The 21,207-nt window shown below is 69.1% G+C and carries 21 protein-coding genes; 15 read left to right on the top strand and 6 right to left on the bottom strand.

All coding sequences use genetic code 11. The features are described 5' to 3' along the window. Window positions 1-154 precede the first annotated feature (154 nt). Window positions 155-1,864: a glutamine--tRNA ligase/YqeY domain fusion protein gene (locus J8I35_RS30480; RefSeq protein ID WP_050017607.1), complete on the bottom strand. Its 1,710-nt coding sequence runs from the start codon at window positions 1,862-1,864 to the stop codon at window positions 155-157. A gap of 254 nt (window positions 1,865-2,118) precedes the next feature. Here J8I35_RS30480 and J8I35_RS30475 point away from each other — a divergent pair, with 254 nt between their 5' ends. From J8I35_RS30475 to J8I35_RS30460, 4 genes are all read left to right on the top strand, one after another. Further along, on the top strand, window positions 2,119-2,328 hold the full coding sequence (locus J8I35_RS30475) for an ornithine acetyltransferase (protein WP_006497729.1): 210 nt from the start codon (window positions 2,119-2,121) through the stop codon (window positions 2,326-2,328). Window positions 2,329-2,505: 177 nt separating this feature from the next. Continuing rightward, window positions 2,506-3,114, top strand: a complete 609-nt coding sequence (locus tag J8I35_RS30470; RefSeq protein ID WP_209928627.1) for an alpha/beta hydrolase — start codon at window positions 2,506-2,508, stop codon at window positions 3,112-3,114. 365 nt (window positions 3,115-3,479) lie between these two features. Then, window positions 3,480-3,764 carry a L,D-transpeptidase gene (locus tag J8I35_RS30465; protein ID WP_245170492.1) on the top strand — a complete coding sequence of 95 codons (285 nt, stop codon included), beginning with the start codon at window positions 3,480-3,482 and terminating at the stop codon, window positions 3,762-3,764. Next, complete coding sequence (locus J8I35_RS30460; RefSeq protein WP_209928623.1) at window positions 3,761-4,339, top strand: hypothetical protein; 579 nt, start codon at window positions 3,761-3,763, stop codon at window positions 4,337-4,339. Before J8I35_RS30465 ends, J8I35_RS30460 begins: the two co-directional genes overlap by 4 nt. A 60-nt stretch (window positions 4,340-4,399) precedes the next feature. Here J8I35_RS30460 and J8I35_RS30455 read toward each other — a convergent pair whose 3' ends face one another. Beyond that, window positions 4,400-5,620, bottom strand: coding sequence for a CaiB/BaiF CoA-transferase family protein (locus tag J8I35_RS30455; protein WP_209928629.1), 1,221 nt, complete (start codon window positions 5,618-5,620; stop codon window positions 4,400-4,402). A gap of 256 nt (window positions 5,621-5,876) precedes the next feature. On the opposite strand from J8I35_RS30455, the gene alaS reads away from it, so the two are divergent. Then, the gene (gene alaS / locus J8I35_RS30450) at window positions 5,877-8,501 is read left to right on the top strand and encodes an alanine--tRNA ligase (RefSeq protein WP_209928618.1); all 2,625 of its coding nucleotides are present in this window, start codon (window positions 5,877-5,879) and stop codon (window positions 8,499-8,501) included. A gap of 149 nt (window positions 8,502-8,650) precedes the next feature. Here alaS and J8I35_RS30445 read toward each other — a convergent pair whose 3' ends face one another. Further along, entirely contained in the window at window positions 8,651-9,565 is a 915-nt protein-coding gene (locus J8I35_RS30445) for a LysR family transcriptional regulator (RefSeq protein WP_050017599.1), read from the bottom strand. A gap of 125 nt (window positions 9,566-9,690) precedes the next feature. Here J8I35_RS30445 and J8I35_RS30440 point away from each other — a divergent pair, with 125 nt between their 5' ends. From J8I35_RS30440 to J8I35_RS30395, 10 genes are all read left to right on the top strand, one after another. After that, window positions 9,691-10,959: a YbfB/YjiJ family MFS transporter gene (locus J8I35_RS30440; protein WP_209928616.1), complete on the top strand. Its 1,269-nt coding sequence runs from the start codon at window positions 9,691-9,693 to the stop codon at window positions 10,957-10,959. A 122-nt stretch (window positions 10,960-11,081) separates the two neighbouring features. Then, window positions 11,082-11,618: an NUDIX domain-containing protein gene (locus J8I35_RS30435; RefSeq protein WP_209928615.1), complete on the top strand. Its 537-nt coding sequence runs from the start codon at window positions 11,082-11,084 to the stop codon at window positions 11,616-11,618. A 157-nt stretch (window positions 11,619-11,775) separates the two neighbouring features. Continuing rightward, window positions 11,776-12,213 (top strand): thioesterase family protein, encoded by a 438-nt coding sequence (locus J8I35_RS30430; RefSeq protein WP_027787751.1) that lies wholly within the window; start codon window positions 11,776-11,778, stop codon window positions 12,211-12,213. A 9-nt stretch (window positions 12,214-12,222) separates the two neighbouring features. Then, window positions 12,223-13,158 carry a branched-chain amino acid ABC transporter permease gene (locus tag J8I35_RS30425; RefSeq protein WP_209928611.1) on the top strand — a complete coding sequence of 312 codons (936 nt, stop codon included), beginning with the start codon at window positions 12,223-12,225 and terminating at the stop codon, window positions 13,156-13,158. Continuing rightward, window positions 13,151-14,380, top strand: coding sequence for a branched-chain amino acid ABC transporter permease (locus J8I35_RS30420; RefSeq protein WP_209928610.1), 1,230 nt, complete (start codon window positions 13,151-13,153; stop codon window positions 14,378-14,380). Before J8I35_RS30425 ends, J8I35_RS30420 begins: the two co-directional genes overlap by 8 nt. Further along, window positions 14,377-15,129 (top strand): ABC transporter ATP-binding protein, encoded by a 753-nt coding sequence (locus J8I35_RS30415; RefSeq protein ID WP_209928605.1) that lies wholly within the window; start codon window positions 14,377-14,379, stop codon window positions 15,127-15,129. Before J8I35_RS30420 ends, J8I35_RS30415 begins: the two co-directional genes overlap by 4 nt. Further along, window positions 15,126-15,830, top strand: a complete 705-nt coding sequence (locus J8I35_RS30410) for an ABC transporter ATP-binding protein (protein ID WP_124557287.1) — start codon at window positions 15,126-15,128, stop codon at window positions 15,828-15,830. The genes J8I35_RS30415 and J8I35_RS30410 overlap by 4 nt, the downstream gene beginning before the upstream one ends. A gap of 166 nt (window positions 15,831-15,996) precedes the next feature. Then, window positions 15,997-16,743: a glucose 1-dehydrogenase gene (locus J8I35_RS30405; RefSeq protein WP_050017591.1), complete on the top strand. Its 747-nt coding sequence runs from the start codon at window positions 15,997-15,999 to the stop codon at window positions 16,741-16,743. Between the two features lie 270 nt (window positions 16,744-17,013). Next, the gene (locus J8I35_RS30400) at window positions 17,014-18,240 is read left to right on the top strand and encodes a beta-ketoacyl synthase N-terminal-like domain-containing protein (RefSeq protein ID WP_209928603.1); all 1,227 of its coding nucleotides are present in this window, start codon (window positions 17,014-17,016) and stop codon (window positions 18,238-18,240) included. Window positions 18,241-18,293: 53 nt separating this feature from the next. Next, window positions 18,294-18,701, top strand: a complete 408-nt coding sequence (locus J8I35_RS30395) for a YbgC/FadM family acyl-CoA thioesterase (RefSeq protein WP_050017589.1) — start codon at window positions 18,294-18,296, stop codon at window positions 18,699-18,701. A gap of 54 nt (window positions 18,702-18,755) precedes the next feature. Here J8I35_RS30395 and J8I35_RS30390 read toward each other — a convergent pair whose 3' ends face one another. From J8I35_RS30390 to iolE, 3 genes are all read right to left on the bottom strand, one after another. After that, the gene (locus J8I35_RS30390; protein ID WP_209928601.1) at window positions 18,756-19,250 is read right to left on the bottom strand and encodes a heme-degrading domain-containing protein; all 495 of its coding nucleotides are present in this window, start codon (window positions 19,248-19,250) and stop codon (window positions 18,756-18,758) included. 129 nt (window positions 19,251-19,379) lie between these two features. Beyond that, entirely contained in the window at window positions 19,380-20,198 is an 819-nt protein-coding gene (gene iolB, locus J8I35_RS30385; protein ID WP_089488363.1) for a 5-deoxy-glucuronate isomerase, read from the bottom strand. Window positions 20,199-20,254: 56 nt separating this feature from the next. Then, window positions 20,255-21,184, bottom strand: a complete 930-nt coding sequence (gene iolE, locus J8I35_RS30380; protein ID WP_209928597.1) for a myo-inosose-2 dehydratase — start codon at window positions 21,182-21,184, stop codon at window positions 20,255-20,257. Window positions 21,185-21,207 lie beyond the last annotated feature (23 nt).

Here is a 21,207-nt window from a genome sequence, read left to right as displayed (position 1 = left end):
ACATCTCAGCGCAACGTTTACAACCACTCCTTCCACAAAACAAAAATGCCCTTCGGTCGCTTAACTGAACGGCATTAGGCCCTCGAGCCGGTTTTTTCATGGGCAGGCAGCGGGGCGACTTGCGAAGCCGCCCGCCGCCGCGCGGAGCAGGCCGTCAGGCCGGCTTGCCCCAGCTGTCGCGCAGCCCGACGATCCGGTTGAACACCGGCTTGCCCGGCTTCGAATCGACACGGTCTGCAACAAAGTAGCCGTGGCGCTCGAACTGCAGGCGCGTTTCCGGCGCGACATCGCCGTTGCCCGGCTCGACGTACGCCTGCACGATCTTCTTCGAATCGGGGTTCAGCGCCTCGAGGAAGTTCGCGCCGCCCGCGTCCGGGTGCGGCTCCTTGAACAGGCGGTCGTAGATCCGCACTTCGGCCGGCTGCGCGTGCTTCGCGCTGACCCAGTGGATGTTGCCCTTGACCTTGTACGTGTTCGCGCCTTCGGTGCCCGACTTGCTGTCCGGGAAGTAGTTGCAGTGCACGGCCGTCACGTTGCCGTCGGCGTCCTTGTCGAAGCCCGTGCATTCGATCACGTAGCCGTAGCGCAGGCGCACCTTGTTGCCCGGGAACAGCCGGAAATAGCCCTTCGGCGGATTCTCGACGAAATCCTCGCGCTCGATCCACAGCTCGCGCGAGATCGGGAACGTGCGCACGCCGCGGTCCGGATGGTGCGGATGCACGGGCGCCGTGCACGCTTCCTCGAGGTCTTCCGGATAGTTGTCGATCACGAGCTTCAGCGGATCGAGCACCGCGACCGTGCGCGCGGCCTTGTCGTCGAGGTCGTCGCGCAGCGCGCCTTCGAAGATGCTCATGTCGATCCACGAATCGATCTTCGTCACGCCGATCCGCTCGCAGAACAGGTGGATGCTCTCCGGCGTGAAGCCGCGGCGGCGCACGCCGACGATCGTCGGCATCCGCGGGTCGTCCCAGCCGTCGACGTGGCCTTCGGTGACGAGCTGCAGCAGCTTGCGCTTGCTGGTGATCGCGTACGTGAGATTCAGCCGCGAGAATTCGATCTGTTGCGGCAGCGGACGCGCGAACACGCCGGCTTCCGCGAGTTCGTTCAGCACCCAGTCGTACAGCGGGCGGTGATCCTCGAATTCGAGCGTGCACAGCGAGTGCGTGATGCCTTCGAGCGCATCCGAGATGCAGTGCGTGTAGTCGTACATCGGATACACGCACCAGGCGTCGCCGGTGCGGTAGTGGTGCGCGTAGCGGATCCGGTAGATCACCGGGTCGCGCATGTTCATGTTCGGCGACGCCATGTCGATCTTCGCGCGCAGCACGTGCTCGCCTTCCTTGAACTCGCCGGCCTTCATGCGGCGGAACAGGTCGAGGTTTTCCTCGGGCGAGCGGTCGCGGAACGGCGACGGCTTGCCGCCTTCGGTCAGCGAGCCGCGATTCGCGCGCATTTCGTCGGCGCTCTGGCTGTCGACGTACGCCTTGCCGCGCTGGATCAGCAGCTCGGCGAACTCGTACAGCTTGTCGTAGTAGTCGCTCGCGAAATACTGGTGATCGACCGCGTCCTTGCGCCAGTCGAAACCGAGCCAGCGCACCGCGTCGACGATCGAGTCGACGTATTCGACGCTTTCCTTTTCCGGGTTCGTGTCGTCGAAGCGCAGGTGGCACACGCCGCCGTAGTCGCGCGCGACGCTGAAATTCAGGCAGATGCTCTTCGCGTGGCCGATGTGCAGATAGCCGTTCGGCTCGGGCGGGAAGCGCGTCTCGACGCGGCCGCCCCATTTGCCGGTGCGGTTGTCGTCGTCGATGATGTTGCGGATGAAATTGGAAGCCGCGGGGGCGTCGTTGCGTTCGGTGCTCATGCGGTTGGCGTCAGGGTTGTGTCGGCGCGTCGCGCCGGTTTAATCCTGTAATTCTACCTGACCGGGGTCCGTCCCGCGCGGGCTGCCGGTCGGGCGCCGTCGGTTCGCGATGCGTATCGCAATATATCGAGTGTGTGTCGGCTGTAACACGACGTAAATCGGATTGCGGGCGTCGTTCGGCTTTTCCTATGATGGCTTCACCGATTCAATGCCGCCAATCGCGATTTATGCGAAGCGGGAGGAAGCCAACAATCATGATGAAGAAGACCACTTTTCTCGTTCGTACCGCGGTGATCGTCGCGGCCCTGTCGCAACTCGGCGCCTGCGCGATGACGCATACGCAGCGTAACGCCGGTATCGGCGCGGCCGCGGGTGGCGCGCTCGGCTACCTGATCACCGGCGGCCCGGTCGGCACGGTCGCCGGCGCGGCGGCAGGCGGCCTGGTCGGCGCCGGCGTACGCTGATTCACGCCGGCGGGCGTACCCGACCGCCGGCCCCTCTGGTCGTGACGCCTGGCTGCGTCACGACCGCTTGAAGGTCACGCACATCCCCCGGATTTTGACAGGCACCATCAGGGAGAGGCGGGTGTGCGACACTGCGTCGACGCTACAACACGATTCCATTCGTCGACGAATCCTTCCATGACCGACCCCGTCGTTTTCGTCTTGCCCGGCTACGCCAATTCGGGCCCGCTTCACTGGCAGAGCCGCTGGGAGCGCGCCGATCCGCGTTTCGTGCGGATTGCGATGCCGGACTGGAACCACGCGTTTCGCAACGGCTGGTGTCGCGCGCTCGACCGGGCGGTCGAAGCCGCGCGCGGGCCCGTGCTGATCGCCGGCCACAGCCTCGGTACGCTGACCACCGCATGGTGGGCGACCCGCTACGCGCGGCCGGCCGCGCTCGCGAAAGTGCGCGGCGCGCTGCTCGTCGCATTGCCCGATCCGGCCGGGCCCGTGTTTCCGGCTGACGCGCACGGCTTCGGCCCGGTGCCGCACGAGCGGTTGCCGTTTCCGACCTGCGTGGTTGCGAGCAGCGACGATCCGTACGGTCCGCTCGCGTTCGCACGCGGCTGCGCGAACGCGTGGGGCAGCACGTTCCATAACCTCGGCCCGCGCGGCCACATCAACGCCGACAGCGGGCTCGGCGATTGGCCGCAAGCGCGCGGCTGGCTCGACGCGCTGGCGGTCGCGGGTTCACCGTATCGCGCTGGGCGGATCGCAGGACCTTCAGATCGTCGGCTTCGCCTTTAACGCCGCGATCCGTTCGTCGTCGTCGCCGAGCAGCGGCGTAGCCGTGCGCGTCGGCAGTCCCCGAAGCACGTCGCACCATCCGGGCTCATCGCTTGGTGGGCGTGCGCGGCAGCAGGCTCATCTGCTATCGGACAGCGCGCCGAATTTCTGACGTGTCCGATATCGCTTGAAGCCGGTAATGGGCAGTCTGGCGGGCCATTCGACCAGACGGAAGGCCTCCATGCCAGTCCAGCCCGCACGATCGGACCGCACCAAAGAAAACAACGGAGCCGCGACGAAACGGATTCAGGTTGATCTGTCACGGCAACGCGTGGAAGCATGCGAGGGGCGCGTTTGCGTGTTCCGCTTCGACTGCGTGACAGCCGATGCGCGAGCACCCGACCGATCGGGGCACGTTCAGAATCCTCCGCAAGCACCACCCTTATCGCAGTCGCATGTATAACGTGCAGATGGATCATGCAATGTTCTTCACCACGGATGGCAAGGCTTTTCATCAATACCACGGCCCGATGCCGCTCGGCGTCGTGCGGCTGGCTCGCCATTCGCTGAGTGACTGGTTCGGCTCGCGCGGATGTGTGCGGCTGAGCGAAGCCGATGCGCGGCAACTGTACGAATGGACACCGGTCGGAACCATGGTGCAGGTGTCATGACGCGCGCGGCAACAGGCCGTGTCGTACGCGCGGCTGGCGTGGTGTTCGTCGCAGTGCTCGTTGGATTGGCTTGGCGAAGCATGGTCGGAAGTGCCGGCAGTCCCGCGCTGATCGCGCCGGGTAACGAAATACTCAGCGTGCAGCCGGATGAGGTGATGTCGTTCGTCTACACCGCGGGTACGCTGAGCGTGAACGCGCATCGCGTGCAGCCGGCGACGCCATTCTCCGTGCGCGTCACGTTTGCCGACGGCCGTGCTTCCCGGCAGTGTGTTGCGCCACCTGGGCTGGCCGACCGGCTCGCGCCGCTCACCACGCTGATTGCGCGCGGTAGCGTGCCGAGCGGCGCCGAGCTCGCGACTGCGTTCCCGACGCCGCTCGGCACGCTGGAAATGCGCGATCGTATCGCCTCCGAACCGCTTCCGGCATTGGTATTCCATGGGGGGGCGGCCGATACGGCCGCGGTGGCAGTCACCGGCCTCCCGGGCGCGGGTGGTCGCGCGATCGTCGTCGATCCGGCCGCGCGTGCCGCGCTCGCACTGCTCGCTGGCGGGTGCGATACGCTTGCGCGGCGCTGACCCCCGATATACCTGGCCGACACTGCTTGCGTGGGCGGCCGGGCCGGGTGTCACACGCGCTCAGATCGCCTGCTTCGCCTTCAACGCGGCAATCCGCTCGTCGTCGTAGCCGAGCATGTCGCGCAACACGTCTTCCGTCTGCGCGCCGAGCAGCGGCGGGGCCGTGCGCGTGTCGGGCGGCGTCGCGCTCATCCGGATCGGGTTGCGCACGAGCTTCACGTCCGCGCCGCACGGATGCGGCAGCGAGACCTGCATCCCGCGCGCGACCACCTGCTCGTTGTCGAATACCTCGTCGAGATCGTTGATCGGCCCGCACGGCACGCCGGCCGCTTCGAGCGCGCCGATCCAGTCGGCCTTGTCGCGCGCCTTCACCATCTCCGCGAGGATCGGCACCAGCGTGTCGCGGTGACGCACGCGCGACGGGTTCGTCGCGAAGCGCTCGTCGTCGGCCAGCTCGGGCCGGCCGCCCGCCTCGACGAACTTGCGGAACTGCCCGTCGTTGCCGACCGCCACGATGATCCAGCCGTCGCGCGTCTGGAACGTCTGGTACGGCACGATGTTCGGGTGCGCGTTGCCCCAGCGCACCGGCGGCTTGCCGCTCGCGAGGAAGTTGGTGTTCATGTTCGCGAGCAGCGCGACCTGCACGTCGAGCAGCGCCATGTCGATGTACTGGCCTTCGCCCGTGCGGTCGCGGTGCGCGAGCGCGGCGAGCACGGCGATCGTCGAATAGAGGCCGGTCGCGAGATCGGCGATCGCGACGCCGGCCTTCTGCGGGCCGCCGCCCGGCTCGCCGTCGCGTTCGCCGGTGATGCTCATGAAGCCGCCGATCCCCTGCACGATGAAGTCGTAGCCCGCGCGATGCGCGTACGGCCCGGTCTGGCCGAAGCCGGTGACCGAGCAGTAGACGAGATCGGGCTTCACCGCCCGCAGCGAGTCGTAATCGAGCCCGTACTTCTTCAATTGCCCGACCTTGTAGTTCTCGAGCACGACGTCGCTTTGCGCGGCAAGCTCGCGCACGATCTGCTGGCCTTCCGGCGTCGCGATGTCGACCGTCACCGAGCGTTTGTTGCGGTTCGCCGCGAGGTAGTACGCGGCCTCGGCGGTATCCGCGCCGTCCGCGTCCTTCAGGTACGGCGGCCCCCAGTGGCGCGTGTCGTCGCCGGCGCCCGGGCGCTCGACCTTGATCACGTCCGCGCCGAAATCGGCGAGGGTCTGCGCGCACCACGGGCCCGCGAGCACGCGGGTCAGGTCCAGCACGCGGATATGGCTCAGGGCACCCATCGTCGAATCGTCTCCTTTCATGGCGGGCCTGCGTTGACGGGCAAGGCCGATTGGCATGTCGAGCATCTTAAGGCGAATCGGCCGCGCGGGTGGCCCAGGCCGGTCGCCCACGCCGGTCGCCCGTCGCAGCGGGCCGCTGCCGCTTGGGCGGGCGGTCTGTATCGTATAATCGATCGTTTCCGAATCCATGCCGCCGCGCGCCCCGCCTGGGGCGCCGGCGTTTGAAGCCGTCTTTGCCAGACTGTCCCCGCACGCCATGAAAGCTGCCGAAATCCGCGAGAAATTCCTCAAATTCTTCGAATCGAAGGGCCACACGATCGTCCGCTCGTCGAGCCTCGTGCCCGGTAACGACCCCACGCTGATGTTCACGAACTCGGGCATGGTCCAGTTCAAGGACGTGTTCCTCGGCACGGATCCGCGTCCGTACTCGCGCGCCACGACGGCGCAGCGCAGCGTGCGCGCGGGCGGCAAGCACAACGACCTCGAGAACGTCGGCTACACGGCGCGCCACCACACGTTCTTCGAGATGCTCGGCAACTTCTCGTTCGGCGACTACTTCAAGCACGACGCGATCAAGTTCGCGTGGGAGCTGCTGACCACGGTCTACCAGCTGCCGAAGGAAAAGCTGTGGGTCACCGTCTACCAGGAAGACGACGAGGCGTACGACATCTGGGCGAAGGAAGTCGGCGTGCCGACCGAGCGGATCATCCGGATCGGCGACAACAAGGGCGCGCGCTACGCGTCGGACAACTTCTGGACGATGGGCGACACCGGCCCGTGCGGCCCGTGCACCGAAATCTTCTACGACCACGGCCCGGACGTGTGGGGCGGCCCGCCGGGGTCGCCTGAAGAAGACGGCGACCGCTACATCGAGATCTGGAACCTCGTGTTCATGCAGTTCAACCGCGACGCGCAGGGCAACATGACGCGCCTGCCGAAGCAGTCGGTCGACACCGGCATGGGCCTCGAGCGTCTCGCCGCGGTGCTGCAGCACGTGCACAGCAACTACGAGATCGACCTGTTCCAGAACCTGATCAAGGCCGCCGCGCGCGTGACCGAAATCAGCGACCTCACGAACAACTCGCTGAAGGTGATCGCCGATCACATTCGCGCGTGCTCGTTCCTGATCGTCGACGGCGTGATTCCCGGCAACGAAGGCCGCGGCTACGTGCTGCGCCGCATCGTGCGCCGCGCGATCCGCCACGGCTACAAGCTCGGCCGCAAGGGCGCGTTCTTCCACAAGCTGGTGGCCGACCTCGTCGCCGAGATGGGCACCGCCTATCCGGAGCTGAAGGAAGCCGAACAGCGCGTGACCGACGTGCTGCGCCAGGAAGAAGAGCGCTTCTTCGAGACGATCGAGCACGGGATGTCGATCCTCGAAGCCGCGCTGGCGGATGTCGAAGCGAAGGGCGGCAAGGTGCTCGACGGCGAGCTCGCGTTCAAGCTGCACGATACCTACGGCTTCCCGCTGGACCTGACGGCCGACGTGTGCCGCGAGCGCGGGATGACGGTCGACGAGCCGGCCTTCGACGACGCGATGGCGCGCCAGCGCGAGCAGGCGCGTGCGGCCGGCAAGTTCAAGGCCACGCAGGGCCTCGAATACTCGGGCGCGAAGACCACCTTCCACGGTTACGAGGAAATCGCGTTCGACGACGCGAAGGTCGTCGCGCTGTACGTCGACGGCTCGGCCGTCAACGAAGTGAAGGCTGGCCAGGATGCGGTCGTCGTGCTCGACCACACGCCGTTCTACGCGGAATCGGGCGGCCAGGTCGGCGACCAGGGCGTGCTCGCGAACGCCGCGACGCGCTTCGCGGTGGCCGACACGCTGAAGGTGCAGGCCGACGTGATCGGCCATCACGGCACGCTGGAGCAGGGCCTGCTTAAGGTCGGCGACGTGCTGCGCGCGGAAATCGACGCGCATCGCCGCGCGCGCACGCAGCGCAACCACTCGGCCACCCACCTGATGCACAAGGCGCTGCGCGAGGTGCTCGGCGCGCACGTGCAGCAGAAGGGGTCGCTCGTCGACGCGGAAAAGACCCGTTTCGACTTCGCGCACAACGCACCGATGACCGACGACGAAATCCGTCGCGTCGAGCAGATCGTCAACAACGAAATCCTCGCGAACGCGCCGAGCATCGTGCGCGTGATGCCGTACGACGAAGCGGTGAAGGGCGGCGCGATGGCGCTGTTCGGCGAGAAGTACGGCGACGAAGTGCGCGTGCTCGACCTCGGCTTCTCGCGCGAACTCTGCGGCGGCACGCACGTGCACCGCACCGGCGACATCGGCCTGTTCAAGATCGTCGTCGAAGGCGGCGTCGCGGCCGGCATCCGCCGCGTCGAGGCGATCACCGGCGACAACGCGGTGCGTTACGTGCAGGAGCTCGATGCACGCGTGAACGAAGCGGCGGCGGCGCTGAAGGCGCAGCCGTCGGAACTCACGCAGCGCATCGCGCAGGTGCAGGACCAGGTGAAGTCGCTCGAGAAGGAGCTGGGCGCGCTGAAGTCGAAGCTCGCGTCGAGCCAGGGCGACGAGCTCGCGCAGCAGGCCGTCGAAGTCGGCGGCGTGTACGTGCTGGCCGCGACGCTCGACGGCGCCGACGCGAAGACGCTGCGCGAAACGGTCGACAAGCTGAAGGACAAGCTGAAGCGCGCGGCGATCGTGCTGGCGGCCGTCGAAGGCGGCAAGGTCAGCCTGATCGCGGGCGTCACGCCGGACGCGAGCAAGAAGGTCAAGGCCGGCGAGCTCGTGAACTTCGTCGCGCAGCAGGTCGGCGGCAAGGGCGGCGGTCGTCCGGACATGGCGCAGGCGGGCGGCACCGAGCCGGCGAACCTGCCGGGCGCGCTGGCCGGCGTGAAGGGCTGGGTCGAAGAACGGCTCTGATCGTTGCACGAACGATGCGATGCCGCCCCACCGACGGCATCGCGTGAATCGAAAAACGACCCGATCGGCAGATGCCGGTCGGGTCGTTTTGTTTGTGCGGGCCGTGCAGGCTGTGCGCGTCGATCGCCACGGCGGCGTGCGAATCCAGGTCAGGCCGGCACGGTCGCGGCCGGCTTCGCCGCGTCGTCAGGCTGAGGCGTGGCTTCGGTGAGCGCATCGCGCAATGCTGCGAGCGCCGCCGACGCATAACCGCGCCGCCACCCGAGCAGCGTGTCGATGCCCGCGAGTTCGGGAATCGTGTGCGCGGCGACGTTGCCGGTTTCAGGCTGCAGATCGAGCACCGAGCGCGGCGCGACCGCGACGCCCGCGCCGGCCGCGACGCACGCGACGATCGCGTGATACGAGCCGAGTTCGAGCACGCGCGCCGGCTTCACGCCGTGCGCCGCATACCACTGCTCGACGTACTTGCGATAGGCGCAGCCACGCTCGAACGCGATCAGCGTCGGCAGGATCACGTCGCGCGGCGTGCGTACCGGCGGATGGCCGCGCGGCGTGAGCAGCACGAGATCCTCGCGAAAGATCGGCATCGTCTCGAACGTGTCGGGCAGCGCGTCCGGCTCGGGCGGGCGCGCGAACAGCGCGGCGTCGATCTCGAAGTCGCGTACGCGGTCGATCAGGCAGCCCGTCGTGCCCGTCAGCAGTTCGAGCGACACGTCCGGCCACGCATGGTGGTAGCGCGCGAGGAGGGCCGGCAGGCGGCTCGCGGCCGTGCTTTCCATCGTGCCGAGCCGCAGCCGGCCGCGCGGCGTGTCCTCGCGCACCGCGTCGCGCGCCTCGTCGGCGAGCGCGAGCAGGCGCTCCGCATACGGCAGCAGCGTATGCCCGGCCGGCGTCAGCACGAGCCGGCGGCCGTCGCGCACGAACAGCGCCGCGCCGAGTTCTTCCTCGAGCTGCTTGATGCGCGTCGTGACGTTCGACTGCACGCGATTGAGCTTGGCCGCCGCGCGCGTCACGCCGTTCTCGCGCACGACCGCCCGGAAGATCGCCAGCGCCGCCAGGTCCATGATTCTCTCCGAAGGATGGGTTGATTCTTAATTATTCATTTTTTGAGAACGGTCGGTCAAGCTAGGATGAACCCATTCCGATTTCCGATCCGGCCGGCGTGCGCGCAGCGCCGGCCTTTGCCGCCATGTCCCGCTTCGATGCCCTGACCGCCGCCGCCCGCGGCCTTTCGTCCGACCAGGCCGACCGCCGTGCCCGCGCGGCCGCGTTCGCCTGCATGGTCGGCCTGGCCGTCGTGCTCGGCGTCGGCCGTTTCGCGTTCACGCCGCTGTTGCCGCTGATGCTCGCGGACGGCTCGATCGGTCTGAAAGCCGGCAGCTGGCTCGCATCGGCGAACTATGCGGGGTACTTCGCCGGCGCGGTCAGTTGCGCGGCGCTGCGCATCGCGCCGGCGCGGATGGTGCGCTTCGGGCTCGCGGCGACCGTGCTGCTGACCGCCGCGATGGGCGTCGGTCACGCGCTGCCGGTGTGGCTCGTCGTGCGTTTCGTCGCGGGCGTCGTCAGCGCATGGACGTTCGTGTTCGTGTCGCAATGGGGGCTGCGGCGGCTGGCCGAGCTGCATGCGCCCGAATGGAGCGGGGTGATCTATGCGGGGCCGGGCGTCGGCATCGTGGTGACGGGGCTGATCGGCAGCGCGCTGGCCGGCCGACACGCGGCGGTGGGCTGGCTCGGTTTCGCGGCGTTGTCGGCCGTGCTGTCAGTCGCGATCTGGCGCACGTTCGGTGCGGCGCCGGCTCCGACACCGGCGCACACGCAGGCGACGCCACCGGCCGCCGCGCCGCATACGGTCACGAGCGCGTCGGCGTCCCCGGCGGCACGGGCCGGCACGCGAAGCCGCCGCGCGGACGCCGCGTGGCTCGTCGCGCTGTACGGCGCACCGGGCTTCGGCTACATCATCACCGCGACGTTCCTGCCGGTGATCGCGCGCGCCGCGCTGCCGGCCGGCTCGCCGTGGCCCGACTTGTTCTGGCCGATGTTCGGTGCGGCGCTGATCGTCGGCGCGATCACCGCCGCGCGGCTGCCCGGGCACTGGGACAACCGGCTGCTGCTGGCGGCCGGCTGCGCGACGCAGGCGCTCGGTATCGCGGCCGGAATCGTGTGGCCGAACGCGGCCGGCTTCTCGATCGGCAGCGCGCTGCTCGGGTTGCCGTTCACCGCGATCACGCTGTTCGCGATGCGCGAGGCGCGGCGCCTGCACGGCGAGCGTGCGGCCGGACTGATGGGCTATGCGACCGCATCGTACGGCGTCGGGCAGATCCTCGGGCCGCTCGTCGCGGCGCCGCTGGCCGTGCGCTTCGGGTCGTTTACGCCGGCGCTGTGGGTCGCGGCGGCGGCGCTGCTGATCGGCGCCGCCGGCTTCGCGGCGACCGCCGCACGCGGGCGCGGGTCGCCCTGATGCCGGTGGGGCCGGATCGTCTCGGGCGCGGGCAAACTCGCTAGAATGAAGCCTTTTCCGCGCCGAGCGGACGCGCGACGCGGCCTTCAGGCCGAGGCCGGGCGCTCGCCAGATCCCCATCGATGACCACCGCCGACTACCGCTTTTGCCCGCGCTGCGCGAGCCCGCTGACCGAGCGTGCCGATCCCGACCATGAGGGCGGCCGCATCCGCCAGGCCTGTCCCGACGACACCTGCGGCTACGTGCACTGGAACAACCCGCTGCCGGTCGTCGCCGCGATCGTCGAACTCGACGGCAAGATCCTGCTCGCGCGCAACGCCGCGTGGCCCGAAGGGATGTTCGCGCTGATCACCGGCTTCCTCGAAAACGGCGAGACGCCCGAGGACGGCATCGCGCGCGAGGTGTTCGAGGAAACCGCGCTGAAGGCCGAGCAGGTGTCGCTCGTCGGCGTGTACGAATTCATCCGCAAGAACGAGCTGATCATCGCGTACCACGTGCGGGCGTCGGGCACGGTGTCGCTGTCGCCGGAACTTCTCGAATACAAGCTCGTCGATCCGCCGCTGCTGCGCCCGTGGCGCGCCGGCACGGGCATCGCGCTCGCCGACTGGATGCGCGCGCGCGGCCTCGATTTCGAATTCGTCGACCGGCCGGGGCAGTGACGGGCCTGCCTGCCCGCAGGGTGTCGTCCGCCGTGCCGCGCGCGATCGCGGCGCGGTGCTTCGCTGCTGGCCGGCGCGTCGCTTCATGCGGCCGCCGCGCGTCGTCCCGATCGTCTCTTTCGTTCCCTTCGCCTCCCTCGTCCTGAGCGCCATCGCCATGTCCGACAAGCCGCAGCCGCGTCCGCGCGACGCCTATCGCCACTTTCTGCCGATCACGACCCGCTGGATGGACAACGACGTCTACGGACACGTGAACAACGTCGTCTACTACAGCTACTTCGATACCGTGGTGAACGAGTACCTGATCCGCGCGGGCGTGCTCGACGTCGAGCACGGGCAGACGATCGGGCTCGTCGTCGAGACGCAGTGCAACTACTTCGCGCCGCTCGTGTTCCCGCAATCGGTCGACGCGGGGCTGCGCGTCGTGAAGCTCGGCACGTCGAGCGTGCGCTACGAAGTCGGGCTGTTCGCGCAAGGCGACGCGTCGCCCGCCGCGCAGGGGCATTTCGTGCACGTGTACGTCGATCGCGGCACGCGCCGCCCGGTGCCGCTGCCCGACGCGCTGCGCGCCGCGCTCGAACCGCTCGCCGCCTGACGCGACGCGGTGCACGCGTTCGCGCTCCAGGCCTTCAACGGCCTCAGCTATGGCTTGCTGCTGTTTATGCTGTCGGCCGGCCTCACGCTGATCTTCAGCGTGCAGGGCGTGCTCAACTTCGCGCATGCGAGCTTCTACATGCTCGGTGCGTACGTCGGCTACAGCATCGCGGCTCATGCGGGCTTCGGGCCCGCGCTCGTGCTCGCGCCGCTCGCGGTCGGGCTGCTCGGCGCCGGCTGCGAACGTGTGCTGCTGCGCCGCGTGCAGGCACGCGGCCATACGAGCGAACTGCTGCTGACCTTCGGGCTCGCGTACCTGATCGGCGAGGGCGCGAAACTCGTGTGGGGTCTCGCGCCGCTGCCGGCGCCCGTGCCGCCGCTGTTCGACGGCGCGCCCGCGACCGTGTTCGGTCTTGCGTTGCCGCGTTACCGGCTGTTCATGATGGCGATGTCCGCGACGATGCTGGTCGCGCTCGGCGTGCTGCTGCGTGCGTCGCGCATCGGGCTCGTCGTGCGCGCGGCGCTCGCGCATCGTGCGGCGGTCGAGGCGCTCGGCTACGACGTGCCGCGCGTGATGACGGCGCTGTTCGGTGCGGGCACCGCGCTCGCGGCGCTGGCCGGCGTGATCGGCGCGCCGCTTGCGGTGATCGAGCCCGCGCTGGCCGAGACCGTCGGGTCGGTCGTGTTCGCGGTCGTCGTGATCGGTGGCTTGGGTTCGCTCGGCGGCGCATTCGTCGCGTCGCTCGCGGTCGGCTTCGCGCAGACCTTCGCGGCCGCGAGCGACACGTCGCTGCGCGATCTCGCGCAATGGACGGGTATCGCGCTGCCCGACAGCGTGGCCGCGGTGTCGATCGCGCAACTGGCGCCGCTGGTGCCGTACCTGCTGCTCGTCGCGGTGCTGGTCGCGCGGCCGCGCGGGTTGTTCGGCGAGCGTGCCGATGCATAGCCGCGCACTGGCCGGAGGCGCGCGCTGGGCGCTGTTCGCCGCCTGCTTCGCGTTGCCCGCGTGGCTGTGGCCGCACGGCGCGGTGCTCGGCTATCTGGCGCAGACGGCCGCTCTCGTCGTGCTCGCGCTGTCGTACAACCTGCAGCTCGGCACGACCGGGTTGCTGTCGTTCGGGCATGCGGCGTTCGCGGGCTTCGGCGCGTTCGCGGCCGCGCACTGGTTCAATCACGTCGGCGGCCCGCTGCCGCTGTTGCCGCTCGTCGGCGGCGTGGCCGGCGCGGGCTTCGGGTGCGTCGCCGGGCTGCTGGCGACGCGCCGTTCCGGTACCGCGTTCGCGATGATCACGCTCGGGCTCGGCGAATGCGTCGCGGCGGCTGCGTGGAGCGTGCCCGCGTGGTTCGGCGGGATCGGCGGCGTGCCGATCGACCGCGCGAGCGGCGCGCCGTGGGGCAACGCGCATTTCGGCGCGCCGGCGCACGCGTATGCGCTGATCGCCGCGTGGTGCGTCGTGTCGGCATGGGCGATGCATGCGCTGAGCCGCACGCCGCTCGCGCGGCTCGCGAACGCGGTGCGCGACAACCCGGCGCGCGTCGCGGCGCTCGGCACCGATCCGCGCCGCGTGCGGCTCGCGATGGTCGCCTGCGCATCGTTTTTCGCCGGCGTCGCCGGCACGCTGACGCTGATCGACGTCGAGATCGCGACGCCCGACAGCGTATCGATGGCGCGCTCGGCGACCGTGCTGATCGCCGCGGTGATCGGCGGCGCCGGCGCATTCTTCGGGCCGGCGGCCGGCGCGGCCGTGCTGACCGCGCTGAGCATCGTCGTCGCGGGCGTGTCGCGCGCGTGGGCGCTGTATCTCGGCGTGCTGTTCGTCGCGATCGTCGTCGCCGCGCCGGGCGGGATCGCGGGCATCGCGCAGGCATTCGCGCATGCGCTGCGGCGCGAGGCCCCGGCGACCGAGCGGTGGCGGCTGCTGTGCGCCATCGGCGCGTGTGCGTTCTGGGGCGTCGCGATCGTCTGCGCGGCCGAGCTCGGCTATGCGTGGCGCTTCGCGCAGGACGACGGCACGGGCGTCGCGTTCGGCGCATGGGGCATCGACGCCGATACACCGATCGGCTGGGCCGTCGCGGGTTCGGCGGCCGGCATCGGCATCCTGCTGTGGGGCTGGCGCGCGCGGCTCGGGCACGGCGCGGCGGCCGCCACGCGGGAGGACGCGCGATGAACGGCAACGCGATCGCGCTGCACGGCATCGTGCAGCGCTTCGGTGCGCAGACCGTGCTCGACGGTGTCGATCTGCGCATCGCAGCCGGCGAGCGCCACGCGCTGATCGGGCCGAACGGCGCGGGCAAGTCGACGCTGTTCGGCGTGATCGCCGGGGCGACGCGGCCGACGCGCGGGCGCGTCATGCTGCACGGCGTCGCGCTGCGCGGGCGCGGGCCGGTCGTCGCGAGCCGCCTCGGCATCGGCCGCAGTTTCCAGCAGACGAGCGCGTTCGCGCGCCTGAGCGTATTCGACAACCTGCGCTGCGCGGCGCTGCATGCGCCGGCCGAACGGCGGCGCTGGTGGAACCAGCTGCGCGAATCCGCGTCGGTCGATCTCGCGGCCGCGCGCGTGCTGCACGACATCGGCCTCGACGCGCGGCGCGACACGCCGGCCGGCGAACTCGGCTATGCGGAGCAGCGCGCGCTCGATCTCGGCATTGCGCTCGCGAGCGGCGCGCGGACGCTGCTGCTCGACGAGCCGACGGCCGGCATGAGCCGCGCGCAGGCCGCGCGGATGATCGCGTTGATCCGCGCGACGACGCAGGGCCGCACGGTCCTGATGATCGAGCACGACATGGACGCGGTGTTCGGCTTCGCCGAACGCATCACGGTGCTCGTGCGCGGCACGGTGGTCGCGACCGGCGCGCCCGACGCGATCCGCGCCGATCCGCGCGTGCGTGCCGCGTATCTGGGCGAGGGTGCGGCATGAGCGCGGTGCTCGACATTCGCGGGCTGCGCGCGTGGTACGGGATGCAGCCCGTACTCGATGGCGTCGATCTCGCGCTCGCGCCGGGCGAGACGCTCGCGCTGCTGGGCCGCAACGGCTCCGGGCGCTCGACGCTCGCGAAGGCCGTGATGGGGCTCGTGCGCACGGCCGGCTCGGTGCGCATCGCCGGCGCCGAATGCGCAGGGGCGCGCACGTTCGAGATCGCGCGGCGCGGCGTCGCTTACGTGGCCGAAAGCCGCGACGTGTTCCCGCTGCTGACCGTGCGCGACAACCTGCGGCTCGGTTTGCGCGGCGTGAGCGGCGCAGCCGAACGGGCGGCGCTCGACCGCCTGTTCGACCGTTTTCCGCTGCTGGCCGCGCGCGCGGACGTGAAAGCCGGGCGGCTGTCGGGCGGCGAGCAGCAGGTGCTCGCGCTGGTGCGCGCACTCGCCGGCGGCCCGCGCGTGCTGATCGTCGACGAACCGGCCGAGGGGCTCGCGCCGCTCGCGGTCGACGAAGTCGGCGCGTGTCTCGCCGCGCTGCAGGCCGACGGCGTCGCGATCGCGCTGATCGAGCAGCGGCTGCAGCTCGCGCCGCGGCTCGCGCGGCGCGTCGCGGTCATGGGGCGGGGACGGATCGTCTACGACGGCGGGCTCGACGGGCTGCACGGCGAGGTTGCCGACGCGTGGCTGAGCGCCGGCTGACCACGCCCGGTCGATTGTTCGGCAAACTCCGCCAGTCAATTCGCGTCGAGCCGCTTTATCGCTGCGGTGCCGCAACGTAAATTTCCAGTCAGGCCGATTGCCGCGGCAACATCGTCGCGGCAACCGGCGCCATCCATCGAAGGTCTTCTGACTGAGGAATGAAATCATGAGCAAGCTGGCAGGCAAGGTAGCGGTCGTCACGGGCGCCTCGAAGGGCATCGGCGCGGCGATCGCGAAGGCACTGGCCGACGAGGGCGCAGCGGTCGTCGTCAACTACGCGAGCAGCAAGGCGGGCGCGGATGCGGTCGTGAGCGCGATCACCGAAGCGGGCGGCCGCGCGGTCGCGGTCGGCGGCGACGTGTCGAAGGCCGCCGACGCGCAGCGCATCATCGATACCGCGGTCGACACGTACGGCCGTCTCGACGTGCTCGTCAACAACTCCGGCGTGTACGAATTCGCGCCGATCGAAGCGATCACCGAAGAACACTACCGCCGGCAGTTCGACACGAACGTGTTTGGCGTGCTGCTGACCACGCAGGCGGCCGCCAAGCATCTCGGCGAAGGCGCGAGCATCATCAACATCAGCTCGGTCGTGACCAGCATCACGCCGCCGGCCAGCGCCGTGTACAGCGGCACGAAGGGCGCGGTCGACGCGATCACCGGCGTGCTCGCGCTCGAGCTCGCTCCGCGCAAGATCCGCGTGAACGCGATCAACCCGGGGATGGTCGTGACCGAAGGCACGCACAGCGCGGGCATCATCGGCTCCGATCTCGAAGCGCAAGTGCTCGGCCAGACGCCGCTCGGCCGCCTCGGCGAGCCGAACGACATCGCGTCGGTCGCCGTGTTCCTCGCATCGGACGATGCACGCTGGCTGACCGGCGAGCGCCTCGTCGCGAGCGGCGGGCTGCGCTGAGTCGGCATGAGTGGGGCCTGCGCGAGGCAACGTGCCCCGCGATCACCGCGTCGCAGGCCCCGCCGTCGTGGCATCCCCGCAGCGCAGCTCGGTCGGGTTTGCGAAAACGCGAATTTCGATATTTAATTCCTCTGAAGTGATCCGGCAGGTTTGAACGGTTTGCGGCCGGATGCAAACGGCGCACGTCGCTGGCCGGTCGAGCGAACATCGGCGGTGCGGCGCTCGACATGCGGCCGACGCCGGCATGGTTCGTTTTCGGGGAAGCGGGACATGAGACGTGCGGTCATCACGGGGATCGGCATTGCGTCCAGCATCGGCAGCGATGTTCCGACCGTGCGCGACGCGCTGCGCGCGGGCCGCAGCGCCATCGTGTTTTCCGAATCATTCAGGGACGCGGGACTGCGCAGCCACGTCTGGGCGCCCGTCGAGGCGCCCGCGCCGGATCGCGTCGATCGCCGGCATCTCCGATGGATGACCCCTGCCGCGCTGCAAGCATTCGCATGCATGCAACAAGCGATCGACGACGCGCGGCTGCCCTCGCGCCTCGTGTCGAACGAGCGCACCGGCGTGATCGTCGGCAACGCGTGCGGGGTGTCGCTCGGTTACGTCCATGCGGTCGATGCGATGCGCACGCGTGGGTTGCGCGGCGTCGGCGCGTACGACATCGTGCATTCGATGCCGTCCGTCCATGCCGCGTGCCTTGCCGTCGCGTTCGGCGTGCGCGGCGTGAGCTACGCAATCTGCGGTGCGTGCGCCGCATCGGCACAGTGCATCGGCCATGCCGTCGAATTGATCAGGGCCGGCACGCAGGACATCGTGTTCGCCGGCGGCGCCGAAGAACTGGGGTGGGAAGTCGCGTGCCAGTACGATGCAATCGGCGCGCTGTCGACCCGCTTCAACGATACGCCGGTGCGCGCGTCGCGCCCCTACGATGCGGACCGCGACGGCTTCGTGATTTCAGGCGGCGCAGGGATCGTCGTGGTCGAGGAAATGAATCATGCAATCGAGCGCGGCGCGCCCGTCTATGCGGAAGTGATCGGCTACGGCACGACGACCGACGGTATCGACATGGTCGTGCCGTCCGGCGAAGGCGCCGAGCGCAGCATGAGGCTCGCATTGCGCGGTATCGATTTGCCGATCGACTATCTGAACACGCACGGCACGTCCACGCCCGTCGGCGATATCCGCGAATTACGCGCGATCCGCAACGTGTTCGGCGAGGCCGCGCCGCCGTTGTCGTCGACCAAGTCGACGACCGGCCACGCGCAGGGTGCGGCCGGTGTGCACGAATTCATCTATGCGGCGCTGATGATGAACGACGGATTCATTGCGCCGAGCATGAACATCGGGCAGCTCGACGACGGCGCGTGCGGCTTCGACATCGTCACGGCGACCACGCAGCGGAAACTGACGACCGTGATGACGAACAGTTTCGGTTTCGGCGGCGTCAATGCGACGCTCGTCATGACGAACGCCTATCGCGCGCAGATGCAATAGCGCGCCGCCGCATGCGTTTCCCTGAACTGCCGATTTCTCCCGGAGGTGTCGACATGCAGGTTGCTCCCAGCCATCGCAGCCATCATTTTTCGTTGCGCGTGCCGTTCGTCGATGTCGATCTCGGCGGCGTCGTCTATCACGCGAACTACCTGCGCTGGTTCGATCAGGCCAGGATGGAATGGTATCGCGCCAACGGTATCGATCTCGCGCACATGATGGCCGAACTGCGAACCGGGCTCATCGTCTGCCGCATCGAGACGGCTTTCCTGTCGCCGGCGCGTCACGACGAACCGCTGACGATCCGCACGACGCTGACCGAGCTCACGCGCGTGCGTATCGCGTTCCAGCAGGAGGTCTATCGCGACGATACGCTGCTGGCAAAAGGGCGAACGGGGCTCGCCGGCGTGAATCTCGACACGCTGCGGCCCGTGCGGATTCCGTTTGCGTTTCGCGTCGAATGAAAGACGCATGCCGTGGCGCTGCGCGACCCGTCGACCGCCGGCCGCGAGCGGCCGCTACGCGCTCATCGCCAGCGCATTCGCGCCGACGTGCCACCGCAGGCATTCGACGACGAGCGCGTGATTGGCTTCGGAGCCGAGCCCCGCGATCGTCATCGCGCCGACGATGCCGGCGCCGGCGAGCCGCAGCGGTACGCCGCCGCCATCGAGCGCGTAGTCGTCGTCCGACAGGCCGTGCGAGCGCAGCGACCAGCCGGCACGCCGGAAGCACGCGCCGACCGCGAGCGAACTCTGGCCGAAACGCAGCACCGTGTTCTGCCGGCGGCGGATCGCATCGCTATCGTGCGCGCCGCTGCCGTCGAGCGCGCAGTAGAACAGCGGCGCTTGCCCGCCGACGATGCCGACCGCGATCGGCAGCCCGCGGCGCGACGCGAGGTTGACCGCGATTTCTCCGATGCGGCGTGCGACGGCTGCATTGAAGTGCGGCAGCGCCGGGTTCGACGCATCGTCGTCGAAGGCGTGGGGTTCGAGGCGAAAGGGGGGCGTCACCATGGCGGCTCCGTCGCGTTGCCGGCACTGTACGCGCGTGCCGGGCGTCGCATCGTCACGGGCCGCGCGCGGGCCCGTCTTTCGTTCAGTGCTTCGGCGTTTCGGCACGTCGACGTTTCAGCGTTTCGCGCTTCAACGTTTCGGCGCCGCGTCGAGCATCCACTCGTGCGCGGGATCGTTCCTGAACGCCCACGCGCGGCTCGGGCCCGCCATCACGTTCAGGTAGTACAGGTTGTAGCCGTGCGGTGCGACGACCGGGTGATAGCCGCGCGGCACCATCACGACGTCGTGGTTCTCGACCGCGCACGCCTCGTCGAGGCTGCGGTCGTCGGTGTATACGCGCTGGAACGCGAAGCCCTGCGGCGGATCGATCCGGTGGTAATAGGTTTCCTCGAGCGACGTCTCGTCGGGCGCCGCGTCGCGGTCGTGCTTGTGCGGCGGATAGCTGCTCGAATGGCTGGCCGGCGTGACGACTTCGACGACGAGCAGCCGGTCGGCGGCCGGGTTGTCGCCCATCAGGATGTCGCATACGTAGCGCGTGTTGGTGCCTTGCCCGCGCACCGAGCGGCGCATCCGTTCGCCGTCGAGGCGCTGAACCCGCTTGTCGCCGCTCGCGTACGGCGCGGTGCACAGCGCGACTTCCGCATCGCGCGTCGCGACCAGCGTGACGGTCTTGCCGCCCGGCACGTACAGCGCGTCCGGCGACACGTCCTCGAACACGCTGTCGCGCTTGCCGAGCGCGTCGTACGTCTCGCCGTCGACTTCGGCGCGCACCGTGCCCGTCAGCACGACCACACACAATTCGCGCGTGTCGGTGTCGAGCGTTTCGGTGTCGCCGGCCTTCAGGCGCAGCGCGCGAAAGCCGACGTGCTTCCAGCCGGCCGATTCGGGCGTCACGTTGCAGATCTCGCGGTCGGCGGATGCCTTGACCAGCAGGGGAGAAATCGTCATGAAATAAGTCTCCGCAATAGGGTAGGGCGCGAACGCTCAGGCGCTTGCGCGCGAACTCACGCGCTCAACCGGTCGACGATCGCGCGCAGCGATTCGTAGCCCTTCTTCGCATACGCATAGCTCGGCGCGACGGCCGGGTCCTGCTCGGCCTCGACGACGAGCCAGCCTTCGTAGCCGGCGTCCTTCAGCGTGCGCAGCGTCGCGTCGTAGTCGAGCGCGCCGTCGCCCGGCACCGTGAAGGTGCCGTTGATCACGCCGTTCAAAAAGCTCCAGCCGTCGTTGCGTGCCTTGCTGACGACCTGCGGCCGCACGTCCTTGCAATGCACGTGCGCGACGCGCGACACGTGCTTCCGCAGCAGCGCCACCGGGTCGGCCGCGCCGCCGAAATACGCGTGGCCGGTGTCGAACAGCAGGAACACCTTCGCGGGATCGGTCAGCGCCATCAGCCGGTCGACGTCGTCCGGCGACTCGACGTACGCGCCCATGTGGTGATGGTACGCAAGCTTGATGCCGTACGTGTCGAGCAGGTGCGCGCCGAACGCGTCGAGACGCGCCGCATAGCGCCGCCACGCCGCATCGTCGACGAAACGCGGCCGCTTCGCGACCGGCGTGTCGATGTTGCCCTGGATCGTGCCCGCGCATTCGCCGTACACGACGACCTTCACGTCGTTGTACTGCAGCTTCGTCATATGCGCGCGGCAGCGCTCGATTTCCGCCGCGACCGCATCGGCATCGGTCATGCCCGGCGCGACTTCCGCGAGGAAGCCCGAATACCAGCCCGACACGCACACGAGCCCGAATTCGGCGAGCTTCGCCTTCAGTTCGGGGCCCGTCTTCGGAAACTTGTTGCCGAGCTCGAAGCCCGCATAGCCGATTTCGGCGCCTTCCTTCAGCGCCGTCTCGAGCGGCGTCTCGCCGCCGAGCGACGGCAGGTCGTCGTTCATCCACGACAGGGGATTGATACCGATGCGGACGTTCCAGCTCATGACGGGTTTCCTGGGTTCGAATG

Source organism: Burkholderia sp. CpTa8-5, from assembly GCF_017815045.1.
Classification (GTDB): Bacteria; Pseudomonadota; Gammaproteobacteria; order Burkholderiales; family Burkholderiaceae; genus Burkholderia; species Burkholderia sola.
The sequence above is the reverse complement of the archived record's forward strand: the minus strand, read 5'-3'. Positions and strand labels throughout refer to the sequence as shown.